14 protein-coding genes are annotated in these 14870 nt (G+C 64.1%); 2 read left to right on the forward strand and 12 right to left on the reverse strand.

Translation table 11 applies throughout. The annotated features are described in order from the left end of the window. Positions 1 to 39 precede the first annotated feature (39 nt). Positions 40 to 423, reverse strand: a complete 384-nt coding sequence (locus VGL01_RS11365; protein WP_331569296.1) for a nuclear transport factor 2 family protein — start codon at positions 421 to 423, stop codon at positions 40 to 42. Between the two features lie 43 nt (positions 424 to 466). After that, positions 467 to 1051: an acyloxyacyl hydrolase gene (locus tag VGL01_RS11370; protein WP_414720228.1), complete on the reverse strand. Its 585-nt coding sequence runs from the start codon at positions 1049 to 1051 to the stop codon at positions 467 to 469. Between the two features lie 358 nt (positions 1052 to 1409). On the opposite strand from VGL01_RS11370, the gene rpoH reads away from it, so the two are divergent. Beyond that, the gene (rpoH, locus tag VGL01_RS11375; RefSeq protein WP_331569299.1) at positions 1410 to 2345 is read left to right on the forward strand and encodes an RNA polymerase sigma factor RpoH; all 936 of its coding nucleotides are present in this window, start codon (positions 1410 to 1412) and stop codon (positions 2343 to 2345) included. Positions 2346 to 2449: 104 nt separating this feature from the next. Here the strand turns inward: rpoH and nagE are convergent, their stop codons facing one another. The 10 genes from nagE to VGL01_RS11425 form a co-directional block, all read right to left on the reverse strand. Next, positions 2450 to 4189: an N-acetylglucosamine-specific PTS transporter subunit IIBC gene (nagE, locus tag VGL01_RS11380; RefSeq protein WP_331569301.1), complete on the reverse strand. Its 1740-nt coding sequence runs from the start codon at positions 4187 to 4189 to the stop codon at positions 2450 to 2452. Positions 4190 to 4265: 76 nt separating this feature from the next. Next, the gene (gene ptsP, locus VGL01_RS11385; RefSeq protein ID WP_331569303.1) at positions 4266 to 6875 is read right to left on the reverse strand and encodes a phosphoenolpyruvate--protein phosphotransferase; all 2610 of its coding nucleotides are present in this window, start codon (positions 6873 to 6875) and stop codon (positions 4266 to 4268) included. 12 nt (positions 6876 to 6887) lie between these two features. Continuing rightward, entirely contained in the window at positions 6888 to 7904 is a 1017-nt protein-coding gene (locus VGL01_RS11390; RefSeq protein WP_331569402.1) for an SIS domain-containing protein, read from the reverse strand. Next, entirely contained in the window at positions 7897 to 9000 is a 1104-nt protein-coding gene (nagA, locus tag VGL01_RS11395; RefSeq protein WP_331569305.1) for an N-acetylglucosamine-6-phosphate deacetylase, read from the reverse strand. Before nagA ends, VGL01_RS11390 begins: the two co-directional genes overlap by 8 nt. A gap of 386 nt (positions 9001 to 9386) precedes the next feature. Next, positions 9387 to 10214: a MetQ/NlpA family ABC transporter substrate-binding protein gene (locus tag VGL01_RS11400; RefSeq protein ID WP_331569307.1), complete on the reverse strand. Its 828-nt coding sequence runs from the start codon at positions 10212 to 10214 to the stop codon at positions 9387 to 9389. Between the two features lie 181 nt (positions 10215 to 10395). Beyond that, a complete protein-coding gene (locus tag VGL01_RS11405) occupies positions 10396 to 11007 on the reverse strand; it encodes an SCO family protein (protein WP_331569308.1) in 612 nt (203 codons plus the stop codon). A gap of 10 nt (positions 11008 to 11017) precedes the next feature. Continuing rightward, complete coding sequence (gene cyoE, locus VGL01_RS11410; RefSeq protein WP_331569310.1) at positions 11018 to 11923, reverse strand: heme o synthase; 906 nt, start codon at positions 11921 to 11923, stop codon at positions 11018 to 11020. A 5-nt stretch (positions 11924 to 11928) separates the two neighbouring features. Further along, on the reverse strand, positions 11929 to 13038 hold the full coding sequence (locus VGL01_RS11415; RefSeq protein WP_331569312.1) for a COX15/CtaA family protein: 1110 nt from the start codon (positions 13036 to 13038) through the stop codon (positions 11929 to 11931). Positions 13039 to 13080: 42 nt separating this feature from the next. Then, the gene (locus tag VGL01_RS11420; RefSeq protein WP_331569314.1) at positions 13081 to 13707 is read right to left on the reverse strand and encodes a cytochrome C oxidase subunit I; all 627 of its coding nucleotides are present in this window, start codon (positions 13705 to 13707) and stop codon (positions 13081 to 13083) included. Positions 13708 to 13727: 20 nt separating this feature from the next. Further along, positions 13728 to 14432, reverse strand: a complete 705-nt coding sequence (locus VGL01_RS11425) for an SURF1 family protein (protein ID WP_331569316.1) — start codon at positions 14430 to 14432, stop codon at positions 13728 to 13730. Positions 14433 to 14528: 96 nt separating this feature from the next. On the opposite strand from VGL01_RS11425, the gene VGL01_RS11430 reads away from it, so the two are divergent. Continuing rightward, entirely contained in the window at positions 14529 to 14738 is a 210-nt protein-coding gene (locus VGL01_RS11430; RefSeq protein WP_173255048.1) for a twin transmembrane helix small protein, read from the forward strand. Positions 14739 to 14870: the final 132 nt, after the last annotated feature.

Here is a 14870-nt window from a genome sequence, read left to right on the forward strand (position 1 = left end):
AATACGCTGCCGGTAAGGGAACGCGCGCGCGCTGACGCGTCATTCGAGCGCGCAGCGCGTCGCGTGCCACGCCACGAGACGCCATTGGCCGTCTTCTTGCGCCTGAATGGCCGTATAGGCGATCGGATAGAGCAAGGCGCCGTTGTTCGCTTCCATTTCGATCAGCGCGCGTCCCGTCACCACACAGGTCTCGCTGCCGACGGGCAACACGTCTTGCGATTGCACTTCGATTTGCCGGTAGCGCCGTCGGCCCGCGGAGATGGCGTCGATGAATTGCTGCTTCGTCTCGCGCTTGCCGTTGGTATGAACGAAGCTCACGTTCTCGGACAGCAACTCGTTGAGCATCGGCACGTCGCCGTCGACCATTGCGCGAAACCGGTCCCGCTCGAGTACGCGAATCGCTTCGATCATCTTTGCCGCCATCGCTCAGCTCCCATGCACCCGAATGCCGCACGGGACATTCGCGTCAGAAGTTGTATTGCAGATATAGCTGGCTGAAATTTATACCAGGATTCGGCTCTTTGATACCGGCATTCGAAACATGTTGAAATCGAAAGCCGGCCTGGTACTGCTGGTGGCCGCCGAATTGCGCGCCGACGCCGACGATCTCGGTGAACTGAAAGGCCGTGCCCATCGAGTACCCATCCTTGATCGTCACACGTGAGAGCCCGCGCACACCCGCGCCCGCCTCGATGAAGGGGCGGACGGCGCCGGCGCTTTTGATGAAGCGGACCATGGGCTGTACACCGAATGTGTAGACGTCATGACGCGACGTTCCGTTGCCCGGGTGCCAATAGTCCACATGGGCTTCGCCGACGAGAGAAAAATGCCAGCCGCCCATCTCCCACCAGTTGATGCCCGGGTCCCAGACGAGGCCCAGGTCGAGCTTGTTGACATCGTGCTCGCCAAATCCTCCTCCGAGCTGCACGCCGAAAGTATCGGCCCGCGCGAGACCCGGTGCTGCGGCAAGCATGGTGGCCGCCGCCAGTGCCGCTATGACGAAAACGCTCGAGGGACGTTGCCGGATCCGGTTCTTCTTTTTCATTCGCATACTCCGAAGGGGCTCGTTGATGATCGGGCCACTACCACGCGCCATGCGGCCCGAAGCGCGTCTATCTTACGGTATGGTTTTTCCGCGCGTCGTATCGTCTCGCGCAATACACAATCTCGGAAAAAGGGGATGCTTCAGTTCGAGTCAAGCCCCAATTCCTGCTCGCTTTCCCCCTTCGCGGCCCGTCCGCGACCAATAGGAGTAGAATTACCTATCGATTCAACGGAATCGATAGCTTCGCGGAACTTCCGGCGCCATTTGAGACTCCAACACTTAGCACTCGGCTTCCGGGAGTGCTAATATCCCCCGGAGTCGTACTTGTGACTGAGCGGTAGTCCGATTTCAAGGAGTTTCCTACGTGAGCAACGCAATGACCCTTCCGAGCCCTCTCGCCCCGGCGTCCGCCATGGCCGCTTCGGCAGGTGCTCTGACGCTCGCGCCAACGTCGATGCTGCCCGGCCAACTGGGCAACATCGACGCGTACATCCAGGCTGTCAACCGCATTCCGATGCTGACGGCGGAGCAAGAGCGCCGGTTCGCCACTGAATATCGCCTGCACAACAACCTCGATGCCGCGCGCCAGCTCGTGCTGTCGCACCTGCGTCTCGTCGTATCGATCGCACGCAATTATCTCGGCTACGGTCTGCCCCATGCGGATCTCATCCAGGAAGGCAACATCGGGCTGATGAAGGCGGTCAAACGGTTCGATCCCGAGCAAAACGTGCGCCTGGTGTCGTACGCGATCCACTGGATCAAAGCGGAGATCCACGAATACATCCTGCGCAACTGGCGCATGGTGAAAGTCGCGACGACGAAGGCTCAACGCAAGCTGTTCTTCAATCTGCGCAGCCACAAGCAAGGGCTGCAAGCGTTCTCGCCCGACGAGATCGAAGGCCTCGCGAAAGAACTGAACGTCAAGCGCGAAGAAGTCACCGAGATGGAAACGCGGCTCTCCGGTGGAGACATCGCGCTCGAAGGACACGTCGAAGACGGCGAGGAGTCGTACGCGCCGATCGCCTATCTGGCGGACGCGCACAGCGAGCCGACGGCTGTGCTGGCCGCCCGTCAACGCGACAAGCTGCAAACGGACGGCATCGCCGAAGCGCTCGATTCGCTCGACGCACGCAGTCGCCGCATCATCGAAGCGCGGTGGCTCAACGTCGACGATGACGGATCGGGAGGCTCGACGCTGCATGAACTCGCCGCCGAGTTCGGTGTATCGGCCGAGCGCATTCGTCAGATCGAAGCGAGTGCGATGAAAAAGATGCGCAACGCGCTGGCCGCGTACGCTTGAGTTTCGTCGGCCCGCCCGTTCGGCGGACTAAAAGAAAGAGCGGCATCAGGTCACCCTGGCCGCTCTTTTTCATTGCCTGAACCGAGTTCAGGCGCGCATCGACCTCAGACGGGCTGTGGCGAGACGCCCGCCGCCGGCGGGAGGCGCGTGGCCAGTTGCCTGGCGTAGCGCTGCGCGGCAGTGCCGCAGACGATGTGGAACGTATCGGCCGATACCCAGGCAACATCGAGCTCGCCGAGCCGCTGGCGATCGACGGCGCCCGGATCGCGTACGACTACGCGCAACCGCGTGGCCGCCACGGCATCGAGTGCCGCGACGTTCGTCGCACCGCCGAAAACGGCAAGCCAGCGCATCGGATCGGGATCGAGCGGTCCGCTCGGTCCTTGCGCGGCGCCGGCAGCGGCCGGCGCGGCCTGCCCTGCCGGACCAGCCATGGCCGCACGGATTTCGTCGGCGATCATGTCGGCTTCCGGCCCGATGACGACCTGCACGTTGCGCGCGTCGCGCTTGAGTACGCCGCGTGCGCCGATGGCCTTCAACTGTGGCTCCGAAATTTTTTCGGCATCGACCACTGAAAGACGCAGGCGCGTGGTGCAGGCGTCGACGAGCGTCAGGTTCGAAGCACCGCCGAGCGCAGCGATGTAGCGCACGGCACGCGGCGCGGCGGCGCCCGCCGTCGGCGCCACATAACCGCCAGCCCCGAACGATTCGATCTGGGCGTCGGTCGTCGCGGGTTCGCGGCCCGGTGTGGCCATGTTGAACTTGCGGATGAAGAACCGGAACAGCCCGTAGTAGACCGCCGCATAGACGAGTCCGATCGGAATCGCGAGCCAGCCTTTCGTCGACAACCCGTAGTTCAGTACGTAGTCGATCGCGCCGGCGGAGAACGTGAAGCCCAGATGGATGCCTAGCGCCTGACAGATCGCGAGCGAAAGGCCGGTGAGCAACGCGTGGATCACATAGAGCACCGGTGCGAGGAACATGAAGCTGAACTCGACGGGTTCCGTCACGCCGGTCAGAAACGATGTCAGCGCCATCGAAAACAGCAGGCCACCCACCATCGCGCGGCGCTCCTTCGGCGCTTCGTGCAGCATGGCCAGGCACGCCGCCGGCAGGCCGAACATCATGATCGGGAAAAAGCCCGTCATGAAGCCGCCCGCGGTGGGATCGCCCGCAAAGAAGCGATGCAGATCGCCCGTCACCGCGGCGCCGCCGCCCGGAGGCGTGAACGTGCCGAATACGAACCAGGCGAGCGAATTGATGATGTGATGCAGACCCGTCACGAGCAGCAATCGGTTCAGCGTGCCATAGACGAATACGCCGATCGCGCCGGCCGTCGTCAGCCAGTGGCCCGTCGCGTCGATGGCCGCCTGCACGGGTTGCCAGACGTACCCGAAGACAACGCCCAATACCACACAGGCCAGCCCGGTCACGATCGGCACGAAGCGCTTGCCGCCGAAGAACGCCAGATAATCGGGCAGCTTGATGTCCTTGTAGCGGTTATAGAGCATCCCCGCCACGATCCCCGCGATGATCCCCGACAGCACGCCCATGTTGAGCTTGTCGTTGATGTCCTTCATCACGGCGATTTCGATCAGATAGCCGATCGCACCCGCCAATGCGGCAACGCCATTGTTGTCCTTCGCGAAGCCCACCGCCACGCCGATCGCGAACAGCAACGGCAGATTGTCGAAGATCGTGCCGCCGGCGTCGGCAATCATCTTGATGTTGAGCACGTCGGCCTGGCCGAGGCGCAGCAAAATGCCCGCGACCGGCAGCACCGCAATCGGCAGCATCAGCGCTCGCCCTAGCCGCTGGACCTTCATAAATGGATTTCCGTCCATGAGTGCCTCCAATGTCTTCTCGTCGTCGATGCTTGTTTGAGTGCGATGCCGACTCGCTCGAAAAAGCGCGGTGCGCCTAGTCGAGCGGCCAGATTTCGCGGCTTGCTGCTCTTACCGCCTGCGCCGAGTCGAGCTCCAACGCATCCAGCGCGCGTTGGCGGCACAGTTGATAATCGAGTCGGCGCACACGCGCCTTGATGCCCGGTACGGCAACCGGATCAACCGAAAGCTCTGTCACGCCGAGGCCGACGAGAAGCGGCACGGCAAGCGGATCGCCCGCGAGCGCCCCGCAGACGCCGACCCACTTGCCGTACTTCGCGGCACCGCGCGTCGTCGCCTCGATGAGACGCAGCACGGCCGGATGCAGGCCGTCCGCCTGCGAGGCGAGATCGGGCTGGCAGCGATCCATCGCCAGCGTGTATTGCGTGAGGTCGTTCGTGCCGATCGAGAGGAAATCGGCGTGGCGTGCGAGCTGGTCGGCGAGCAACGCCGCGGACGGCACCTCGATCATCACGCCCACTTCGATCGGATCGGTACGTCCCGCGGCACGGCCGAGCTCATCGATATGGGCACGCAGGCGCATCAGCTCGTTGGCGTCGGTCACCATCGGCAACAGAATCCGCACCGAGCCATGAGGCTCGACCTCGATCAGGCCGCGTAATTGATCGTCCAGGAGATCGGGCCGCAATTGCGCGAGGCGTACGCCGCGCAGCCCGAGCGCCGGATTCGCTTCGGGCGGCAGCGTCAGATAAGGCACTTCCTTGTCGGCGCCGACGTCGAGCGTGCGGATGATGGCGCGGCGCCCTTGCAAGGCATCGACGATCGCCTGATAGCTTGCGCAATGCTCGCGAGCGCTCGGCGCCGTCTCGCGATGGATGAAAAGCAGCTCGGTTCGCAAGAGGCCAACGGCATCGGCTCCGTTTTCGATCGCGGTGCGCGCATCGTCGATCGTGGCGATGTTGGCGGCGACCTCGATCGCCCGACCGTCGGCCGTCGACGCGGCTTCCTGCGATACGCGACGGTTGGCCTCGCGCACGCCGGCCAGACGCTGCCGCTCGAGACGCGCGCGCTCGACGTCGAGCGCCGTCGGTGCGTACTCGATGCGTCCCGCGCTGGCGTCGACGACGACTTGTGTGCCGTCGGGAATCGCATGCAGCGCGTCGCCGACAGCGACGAGCGCCGGAATGCCAAGCTGCCGAGCGATGATGGCCGCATGCGAGGTCGCACCGCCGCCGGCCATGACGAGCGCCGCCACGCGCTTTCTGTCGAGCGACGACAGATCCGACGGCGTGAACTCGGTGGCAGCGAGCACGGCATCGTCGGGCAACGCGCGTGCATTCTGCTGCCCGTAGCCGAGCTCGCGCAGCACGCGCTTTTCGATATCGCGCAAATCGGCTGCGCGCTCGGCGAGCAGCATGTCTTCGACGTTCGCGAGCACGCCGATCTGTGCGCGAATGGCCTCGCGCCACGCGAAGCCCGCGCTTTTACCGAGACTGATGAGATCGCGCGCGGTATCGATCAGCGTCGGGTCCTCGAGCAGCACGCGATGCACGGCGAAGATGCCTGCTTCGCCGACGGCGCCGCGTTGCGAGGCGTCGCGCACCGTTGAGTTCAATTGCGCGTCGACGGCCGCCAACGCGCGATCGAGCAGGCGGCTTTCGGCCGCGGGCGTCCCGCTCCCGGCCTCGGGCAGATCGAATTGCGTATCGTCCCAGCGCGTGAGCGTGCCCACGGCAATGCCCGGCGCGGCGCACACGCCGGCGAGCGTGTTCGGATCGGCCGGCGCGCCGGCTATGACCGCCGCGGGGCGCGGCGCGGGGGAAGCAACGCGCGCGGGCGTCTCCTCCAGCTCGCCGTGTACTTCGCGCAGCAGCTCGCGCACGACCGCATCCACGGCCGCGGCCGCATCGGCGCCGACGGCGCGCACTTCGACGGCCGCGCCCTCGCCGGCGCCCAGCCCCATGAGTCCGACGACGCTCTCTATGCTCGCGCACCGCGTGCCATGGCAGACTTCGATCCGGGCATCGAGGCCGCGTGCGGCCTCGCGCGCACGCGCCGCGGGACGCGCATGGAGCCCGCCCGCGACCGCCAGCGTGATTTCGCGCGATGCTTGCGGTACGTCTGCCGCGTGCAGGGCTTCCGCCTGCGCGCGAGCCTTCGACGAGCCCGACACCGCGGTTTTCGAGCGCAGCACGAGTAGCGGCTCCCCGGTCCGAATCATGCCGCGGCGGGTTTCGCCGGGCCGCTCGACGATCTCGAAGACATCGGTATTCGCCACGGCGACGATCGATATGAGACTGGGCGCTCTGGTCGCAACGAAGTCCTGATCGAATTCGATCAGGATGTCGCCGGCTTTCACGCGCGCGCCTTGCGCCACTTTCGCAGCAAACCCCTGTCCATTCAGATCGACGGTGTCGATGCCGATATGGAGCAGGATTTCCGCACCCTGCGCCGTTTGCAGGGTCAACGCATGGCCCGTGCGAGCGAGATGCGTCACCACACCTTCACAGGGCGCGACGAGCTTTCCCTCGAGCGGATCGATACCAATGCCGTCGCCGAGCATGCCATCCGCGAAGACGGGGTCGGGCACGTCGGCAAGCGGCACGACCAGGCCGGTCATGGGCGCGAGCAGGACGATCGAGTCCTGGGTCTCGCTCTTCAATCGGGACTCTTGCGCAAGTTCCATGCGGATTTCTCGCTAGTGGGTTTCGGTGATCTTGTTGAGATAGCGGGGCTGATCGGCGTCGCGCCCGCGCGCGACGGCGAGTCCCGCAGCCATGACGTAAAAGGTCTGAATCGCGGCGATGGGATCGAGCGCCGGATGCCGCGTCGTCGCGAGCGGCAGCGTGGCCTCGGCCACATCGCCTGGCGCCGCCAGCAACACGCGCGCGCCGCGCGCACGCATATCGGCGGCAAGACGCACGAGCCCGGCTTGTTCGGGTCCGCGCGGCGCGAATATCAGCAGCGGATAGTTCTCGTCGATGAGTTCCATCGGGCCATGACGCACCTCAGCGCTCGAAAAGGCCTCGGCCTGTATCCCGGATGTCTCCTTCAGCTTGAGCGCCGCCTCCTGCGCGATCGCGAGTCCGAGGCCGCGGCCGATCACGAACATGCGCTCGGCACCGACCAACGCTTCGATCGCGCGCGACCAGTCGAGATGCGCGCTTTCGTCGAGCGCGTCGGGCAACGCGCGCAGCGCCTCGAGCAATGGCTCATCGCGCTCCGGGCGTTGCCAGAAGGCGACGAGCTGCGCCGAAAGCGAGAGCATGGCGATATAGCTCTTCGTCGCCGCGACCGAGCGCTCAGGCCCCGCGAGCAGCGGCAATTGCCACTCGCATGCGCTCGCGAGCGGCGAATCGGGCGCGTTGACACATGAGACGGTGAGCGCACCCGCGCGCCGCAGGGTCGTCATTGTTTCGACGAGATCGGGGCTTTTGCCCGATTGCGAGAATGCGATGGCGAATTCGCCGGCCACGCGAAGCGGCGCGGCCTGCAGCGTTGCAATCGACATCGGCAGCGATGCGACGGGCACGCCGATGCGGCTCATCGCGAGGCTCGCGAAATAGCTGGCCGCATGGTCCGAGCTGCCGCGCGCGACCGTCAGCGCGACATGGCGCGACTTTTCGGCCAGTGACGCGGCCAGCGCCTCGACGCGGCCGCTGTCGGCGCACTGCGCGGCAACCGCATGGCGGGCGGCAAGCGCCTCGTCAAGCATATTCGACAATCTGCTCTCCTTCGACATAAGTCGCTGCGAGCGTGAGATCGCGCTCGAATACGACGACGTCCGCCCATGCGCCCCGCACGAGCCGCCCGCGGTCTTCGAGGCCCAGGTAATCGGCGGCATGGCGCGACATGCGATCGGACACATCCGCCAGCGGCAAGCCGAGCGAAACGAGGTTGCGCAGTGCATCGTCCATCGTGAGGGTGCTGCCAGCCAGCGTGCCATCCGACAACCGTACGCCGCCGAGGCACTTCGTCACCTGCTGGCTGCCGAGCCGGTATTCGCCGTCCGGCATGCCCGTGGCCGACGTGCTGTCCGTCACCACATATAGGCGCGGAATGGCACGCAGCGCCGCCCGGATCGCGCCGGGGTGGACGTGCAGCAAATCGGGAATGATCTCGGCGAACTCGGCATGTGCGAATGCCGCGCCGACGAGCCCCGGGTTGCGGTGATGCATCGGCGACATGGCGTTGAACAGATGCGTGAACCCGCACGCGCCGTGCTTGAGCGCCGCGACCGCGTCGTCGTAAGTCGCGAGCGAGTGGCCCAGTTGCACACGTACGCCGCGTGCGGCCATCTCCGAGATGATCTCCATGTGACCCGCGATCTCGGGAGCCAGCGTGACCACGCGAATCGGCGCGATCGACAGATATTTGAGCACTTCGTCGAGCGCGGCCGAGACAGCCGCATCGGGCTGTGCCCCGAGCTTGCCCGGGTTGATGTACGGCCCTTCGAGATGCACGCCGAGCACGCGCGAACCGCCGGGCGTGCGGCGGCGCGTGATATCGTCGAGTCCGGCCACCACGGCCATCAGCTCCGCGCGCGGGGCCGTCATCGTCGTGGCCAGCAGGCTGGTCGTGCCGTGACGGGCATGCGTGCGCGCGATCGTCTCGATGGCGCGACCGCCCTCCATGACGTCGGCACCGCCACCGCCATGGACGTGCAGATCGATGAAGCCGGGCAGGATATAGCAGCTGTCGTTCGTCGACGGATCGACGCGCGCACCGTCGAGCACTGTAATGCGGCCGTTTTCGAATTGGAGCGCACCGTGAATCCAACCGTCGGGCGTCAGGATGTTTCCATTGAGCATGGGATCTTCGATTTCGATATTGCGGGGAACAGCGGACGTGGGCGCACGATCCAGGCCAGCGCGAACATCGGCGGTTCGAGAGCAGTAAGCTGCACTGGCACGTGCGTGGCTGGGCTGCGAATTGGAGCCCATTATATAACCACAATAATACCAGTCAATTCGCGCGTGCCGAACCCCGACAAACTGTCGAAAGCCTTGCCTGAAAAGGGTTTCAGGCCCACGACTGGTCCGTTCGCGGCCATGAACGGGCATCGGGATTTACCCGAACTCGGAGCCCAGTTGACGTGTGAGCGGCGCAGCGACGGTCACGTATTGCCGTCGTAAACGAAACAAGCCAGCCCGGATGAGGGCTGGCTTGCTCAGAGCGTCGGATCGACGCGCGCGGCTTAGAACGACGGCACGACCGCACCCTTGAATTCGCTGTTGATGAACTGGCGCACTTCCGGCGATTGATACGCCGCCACGAGCTTTTTCACCCAAGGCTTGCTCTTGTCCTGCGTGCGCACTGCGATGAGGTTCGCGTACGGACTATGCACATCCTCCCGCGCGATCGCGTCCTTCGCCGGCTGCAGCCCTGACGAGAGGGCATAGTTGGTGTTGATCGCGGCCGCATCGACATCGTCGAGCGAGCGCGGCAACTGCGCGGCGTCCAATTCCACGAGCTTGATCTTCTTCGGGTTGGATTCGATATCGAGCGGCGTCGCGTTGCTGCCGTTCGCACCGGCTCCCGCCTTCAGCTTGACGACACCTTGCGTTTGTAGCAGCAGCAGTGCGCGGTTTTCGTTCGACGGGTCGTTGGGCAGCGATACCTTCGCGCCCTGCGGCAGGTCCTTCAGCGACTTGAGCTTCTTCGAATAGATGCCCAGCGGAGAGATATAGGTCAGGCCCACGTTGACGATCTTGTAGCCCCGTTGCCTGATCTGGCTGTCGAGATAAGGTTGATGCTGAAACGCATTGGCGTCGAGATCGCCCGCGTCGAGCGCCGCATTCGGCTGCACGTAATCGTTGAATTCGACGAGTTTGATATCGAGCCCTTCTTTCTGTTTCGCCACCTTTTTGACGACCTGCCAGGTCTGCGAATCGGGGCCTGCGATTACACCGACCTTGATCGGCTTGTCTTGCGCACACGCGCCGGTGCTCATGACCAGGGCCGCACCCGTTGTCGCCGCGAGGAGGAGTTTCAGTAGCGTTTGGGGAAGCGTTTTGAACTGCATGGGGAGCTCGCTTTCTTGATGGATGAACGTTTGACACAGCGAGGTCAATCGTCTCACACGCATGCTGCACCGCAAAATACGATGATGGCATATCGATATGCGGCGAGAGGGCGCCGGCTATCGCGACGCAACACGAGCTGCGTTTATTGCGGCATCGGCTTGTAAAAAGCGCAGTTGGAAATCAGTCGAGCAGCAACTTCAGATCGTGCACCCAGGGCTCAGCGCCTTGCCCGTCGCGTGCAAAGAGCCGCAGCTTGCCGGAGGGATCGAACACGTAGCTCGCGGCGGTATGGTCCATCGTGTAGCCGTCTGACGTCTTGCCGGGCACTTTCGCGTAGTAGATGCGGAAGTCCTTCGCGAACCGTGCCAGTTGCGCGTCGCTCGGCCGCAAACCGATGAACGACGGGTTGAAAGCATGCACGTATTGCGACAACACTTCCGGCGTGTCACGCGCCGGATCGAGGGTCACGAAGAGCACTTGCACGCGCGCCGCGTCGGGGCCGAGTTGCTGCATCGCCTGCGAGAGTTCGGCCATCGTGGTCGGGCAAACGTCGGGGCAATGCGTGTAGCCGAGAAAAAGAACGACCGCCTTGCCTTTGAAATCGCCGAGCGTGCGCGTCTTGCCATTTGTGTCGGGTAACGCGAACGCCGAGCCGAATTGCGAGTTACCCGTGATATCGAGATTGTCGAACGCCGGCGCCTTGTCGCCGCAACCGGTCACCGCGAGCGCGATACCGGCCGCGCATGCAGCGAGCACGATGCGCGTGCGATGCGCGAGGGAATGGACGAACATGGCCTGGATGTCACGCGCCGAGCAGTGCGCGCGCATAGTGATCGACGAGCAGCGCGGCAAAGAGCAGCGACAAGTAGACGATCGAATAGCGAAACGTCTTGCGCGCGAGCGCATCGGAGTATTCGCGATAGATCTTCCACGCATAGGCGAGAAAGATGGCGCCGAGCAGGACGGCCGCACTCAGATACACCGCTCCGCTCATGCCCGAAATGAACGGCATCAGCGTCACGACGAAGAGCACGATCGTATAAAGCAGAATATGCAGGCGCGTGAACTGCTCCCCGTGCGTGTTCGGTAGCATCGGCAGGCCGGCGTTTTCGTAGTCCTGGCGGCGATACAGTGCAAGCGACCAGAAGTGCGGCGGCGTCCAAACGAAAATGATCAATACGAGAATCCAGGCATCCCCGGGGACCGCGCCCGTCACCGCGGCCCAGCCGAGCGCGGGGGGCATCGCACCCGATGCGCCGCCGATCACGATGTTTTGCGGCGTGGCCGGTTTGAGCAGCAGCGTGTAGATCACGGCATAGCCGACGAAGGTGGCCAGCGTGAGCCACATCGTCAGCGCATTCGTGAAGGTATAAAGCGTCCACATGCCGAGGCCGCCGAGCACAGCCGAAAACAGCAGGATCTGCGTCGTGGTGATCTCGCCGCGCGCGGAAGGCCGCCACGCCGTGCGCCGCATCATCGAATCGATCTTCTGCTCGACGAGGCAGTTGATCGCGAACGCGGCGCCCGCGAGCAGCCAGATACCGACAGTGCCGCCGATCAGAACCGTCCACGGCACCATGCCCGGCGTCGACAGGAACATGCCGATCACCGCGCAGAAAACGGCGAGCTGCGTGACCCGCGGCTTCGTCAGCGCGAAGTACTGTAAAAGCCGGGAGCCGAGCGTATGAGGGAGCGTTGTGCTGTCCATGAGAGTCACGCGGTTGCGGTGCCGCGCGCTGCAAGCGCCGCGCGGCCGGGACGGCTGGAAGCGGTTCGAAAGTTTAGCACAACGAGCAAAAGCAGCAGGACGGCTGCGCCGCCGTTATGCGCGACCGCGATCGGCAGCGGCCACGCTAGCACGATATTCGACAGGCCGGTGGCGAATTGCACCGCGATGACGACCAGTACGCCCATCGCCGGACGCGCAAGCGATGCGTACCGCCGCAATTGGAGTGCCAGCCAGACCAGATAGGCAATCACCACGAAGGCGAACGTGCGATGCGTCCAGTGAATCGCCACGAGTGCGTCTTGCGTGATGGCGTCTCCGTCGCTCGTCATGCCGAGCGCACGCCAGAGATGAAAGCCGTGCGCGAAGTCCATCGACGGGATCCATTGCCCGTTGCAGGTCGGGAAATCGGTGCACGCCAGTACCGCATAGTTCGTACTGACCCAGCCGCCCAATGCGATCTGCACGACGAGCAGCGAGAGCCCGACGAGTGCCGCGGTGCGATAGCGTGCGGCGCCCGGCTCGTACACCGGCATCGGCGTGACGCGCGCCGCGAGCCATCCGAGCGAGCCCAGCAATGCGAGGCCGAGCAGCAGGTGCGTCGTGACGATGATGGGCTGGAGTTTCATCGTGACCGTCCACGCGCCGAAGATGCCCTGCACGCCGATCAGCGCAAGCAGCGCGGTCGGCCACCACGGCGAAACGGCGAGCGGGCGGCGCTTGATACGTGCGACCCAGGCGATCAGCGTCTGCGCGACGATCAGCACACCGATGGCCATGGCGAAATAGCGGTGGATCATTTCGATCCAGGCCTTGGTCATGCTGACCGGTCCTGTCGGCAGCGCCGCGTGGGCCGCGGCAATTTGCGCATGCGCGATGAACGGCGACGCCGTGCCGTAGCAGCCCGGCCAATCGGGGCAACCGAGCCCCGAATCGGTCAGCCGCGTAAAGCCGCCGAACATGACGAGGTCGAGCGTGAGGAACGTCGTCACCCAGACGAGCTTGCGAAATTTGTCGTCGCTGGCTTTGACCCAGACATAGCTGAGCGGCAACAGAGCGATGCACATGCCGATCAGCGCAAGTTGAATTAAAAACATTTCGGATCTCTCATCACTGCGCCCGCCAAGGCAGCCCCCGCATCATCCGATGCTCGACCATTTGAGCAGCTTCGTCACATCGCCCTTGATCTTGCTCGGGTTCGGGTTCTTCGGAAAACGCATCATGAGGTTGCCGTTCGGGTCCACGAGATAGATGTGGTCGGTATCGCGCGTGCCCGTTTCGGCAGGCAACCACGCGGCGACGGCAGCCGGATCGGCGACGAGCATGCGCGTGTCGGCATAAGCCGTCTTGATGGCATCGGGCACCGGCGACTGATCGGTACGCAGCCATATCGTGACGATGCGCACCCGTTCGCCGGCCTGCGTCGCGCGAATCTGGCGCATGAAATAGAGCTTCGTTGCACAAGCCTTGTCGCACGCACTCGTATCGGCGGCGATCATCAGCCAGACGCCGCGCAGCGAAGCGAGCTTCATCGGCTTGCCCGATTCATCGGTCACGACGAGCCCTTCGGGGATCGGACGTTGAGGCTCGACGAGCGTGCCGTAGTTGGTCGTGCCCAGGCTTGGCTTGAATACGTAATAAGCAAGATAGGACGCAATGACCGGCGCGGCACTCACGAGGGCGAGCAGCAGCAACACCCAGCGGCCGCGCCGCCAGGAGCCTCGTGTGGCGCGCTCAGGTGGATTCGGGGAACGAGTGGACGGCATAGACAAAACGGGAAACCTCTTCAAGTCGCTTTCTTCGCGGCACGTCGCGCCGCATACAAACCGAACGCCAATGCCGCTGCGGCCATGCCCCACCACTGGAGCATATAACCGTAGTTGCGCTCGACGCCGGTGGTCGGGGCCGGCCAATCGCGCACGAGCCGATCGCCGGTATCGTTCGTCTGCTGAATCACGAACGGTTGAAGCGGCAATCCGGTTTCGGCCGCATAGGCGGCCGTGTCGAGATTTTGCCGGATCGGCTGATGTGCCGCCGAGCCGCCCTCGCCAAGCTCGAATGCACGAGAAGCGTTGCCGCGGGCGATGCCTTCGATCCAGAGGTCGCCGGCGGGCGTCGAGTACGGCGCGATCGCCGTGCGCACATCGGCGTTGCGCGGCAACCAGCCGCGGTTGACGAGAATATAGCCGCCGTCGGCCAGTTGAAGCGGCATCACCACATAAAAGCCCGGCTGATCGCGGTACGGCCGATTGTCGAGATAAACCACGCGCTGTGGCACAAAGTGTCCGTAGGCGCGCACGCGGTGATATTCGATCGCCTGAGCCGCAATCGGTGCCTTTGTCACGATCCGCGGCGGCGCGCTTTCATAACGCGAGATGCGGGCCTCGATCGCTTCCTTCTGATGGGCGCGGTCGAGCTGCCAAAAACCGAGCCGGATCGTCACCGCCATCACGAAGAGGATCAGCAGCGCGGGAACCAGGCGGAATTTCATGCGGCGTCAGCTATACGGTCACCGGACGCCCATGCGCGGCGAACGGGTGAGATAATTGTGGCTACTGCTTCGTAATGCCGAATATTCGTTGATTCCATGCACATCATCATCGCTATCGCTTTCGTCCTCATCATCGCCAGCATGGCATCGGCGCTCTACTTCATGATGCATGACCGGGGCCGCACGAAGCGCATGGTCTGGTCGCTCGCCACGCGGGTGGGCCTTTCGATCTCGCTTTTCCTGTTCATCCTGATCGCGCACTGGCTCGGCTGGATTCAGTACAACCGAATTCCGCTCGGACATTGATCGCCGGCTCGTTGCACGCCGGTCCATCGAGAGCCGTAAAGACAAACGCCGCCCCGATCGTCTCGAAGGCGGCGTCAAAGCCTGGGCAGTCCGATATTCGAAGCGCGGGCATACGACGGGGCAGGCACCTCG

It is taken from the genome of Trinickia sp., assembly GCF_036503415.1.
Classification (GTDB): Bacteria; Pseudomonadota; Gammaproteobacteria; order Burkholderiales; family Burkholderiaceae; genus Trinickia.

What these genes read in the sequence shown, in the direction of transcription:
- VGL01_RS11425 (WP_331569316.1), bottom strand. Translation starts at nt 14,432, where the DNA reads ATGAAATTCCGCCTGGTTCCCGCGCTGCTGATCCTCTTCGTGATGGCG.
- nagE (WP_331569301.1), bottom strand. Translation starts at nt 4,189, where the DNA reads ATGGACGGAAATCCATTTATGAAGGTCCAGCGGCTAGGGCGAGCGCTG.
- VGL01_RS11400 (WP_331569307.1), bottom strand. Translation starts at nt 10,214, where the DNA reads ATGCAGTTCAAAACGCTTCCCCAAACGCTACTGAAACTCCTCCTCGCG.
- VGL01_RS11430 (WP_173255048.1), top strand. Translation starts at nt 14,529, where the DNA reads ATGCACATCATCATCGCTATCGCTTTCGTCCTCATCATCGCCAGCATG.
- VGL01_RS11405 (WP_331569308.1), bottom strand. Translation starts at nt 11,007, where the DNA reads ATGTTCGTCCATTCCCTCGCGCATCGCACGCGCATCGTGCTCGCTGCA.
- VGL01_RS11415 (WP_331569312.1), bottom strand. Translation starts at nt 13,038, where the DNA reads ATGTTTTTAATTCAACTTGCGCTGATCGGCATGTGCATCGCTCTGTTG.
- VGL01_RS11420 (WP_331569314.1), bottom strand. Translation starts at nt 13,707, where the DNA reads ATGCCGTCCACTCGTTCCCCGAATCCACCTGAGCGCGCCACACGAGGC.
- ptsP (WP_331569303.1), bottom strand. Translation starts at nt 6,875, where the DNA reads ATGGAACTTGCGCAAGAGTCCCGATTGAAGAGCGAGACCCAGGACTCG.
- VGL01_RS11365 (WP_331569296.1), bottom strand. Translation starts at nt 423, where the DNA reads ATGGCGGCAAAGATGATCGAAGCGATTCGCGTACTCGAGCGGGACCGG.
- VGL01_RS11370 (WP_414720228.1), bottom strand. Translation starts at nt 1,051, where the DNA reads ATGCGAATGAAAAAGAAGAACCGGATCCGGCAACGTCCCTCGAGCGTT.
- nagA (WP_331569305.1), bottom strand. Translation starts at nt 9,000, where the DNA reads ATGCTCAATGGAAACATCCTGACGCCCGACGGTTGGATTCACGGTGCG.
- VGL01_RS11390 (WP_331569402.1), bottom strand. Translation starts at nt 7,904, where the DNA reads ATGCTTGACGAGGCGCTTGCCGCCCGCCATGCGGTTGCCGCGCAGTGC.
- cyoE (WP_331569310.1), bottom strand. Translation starts at nt 11,923, where the DNA reads ATGGACAGCACAACGCTCCCTCATACGCTCGGCTCCCGGCTTTTACAG.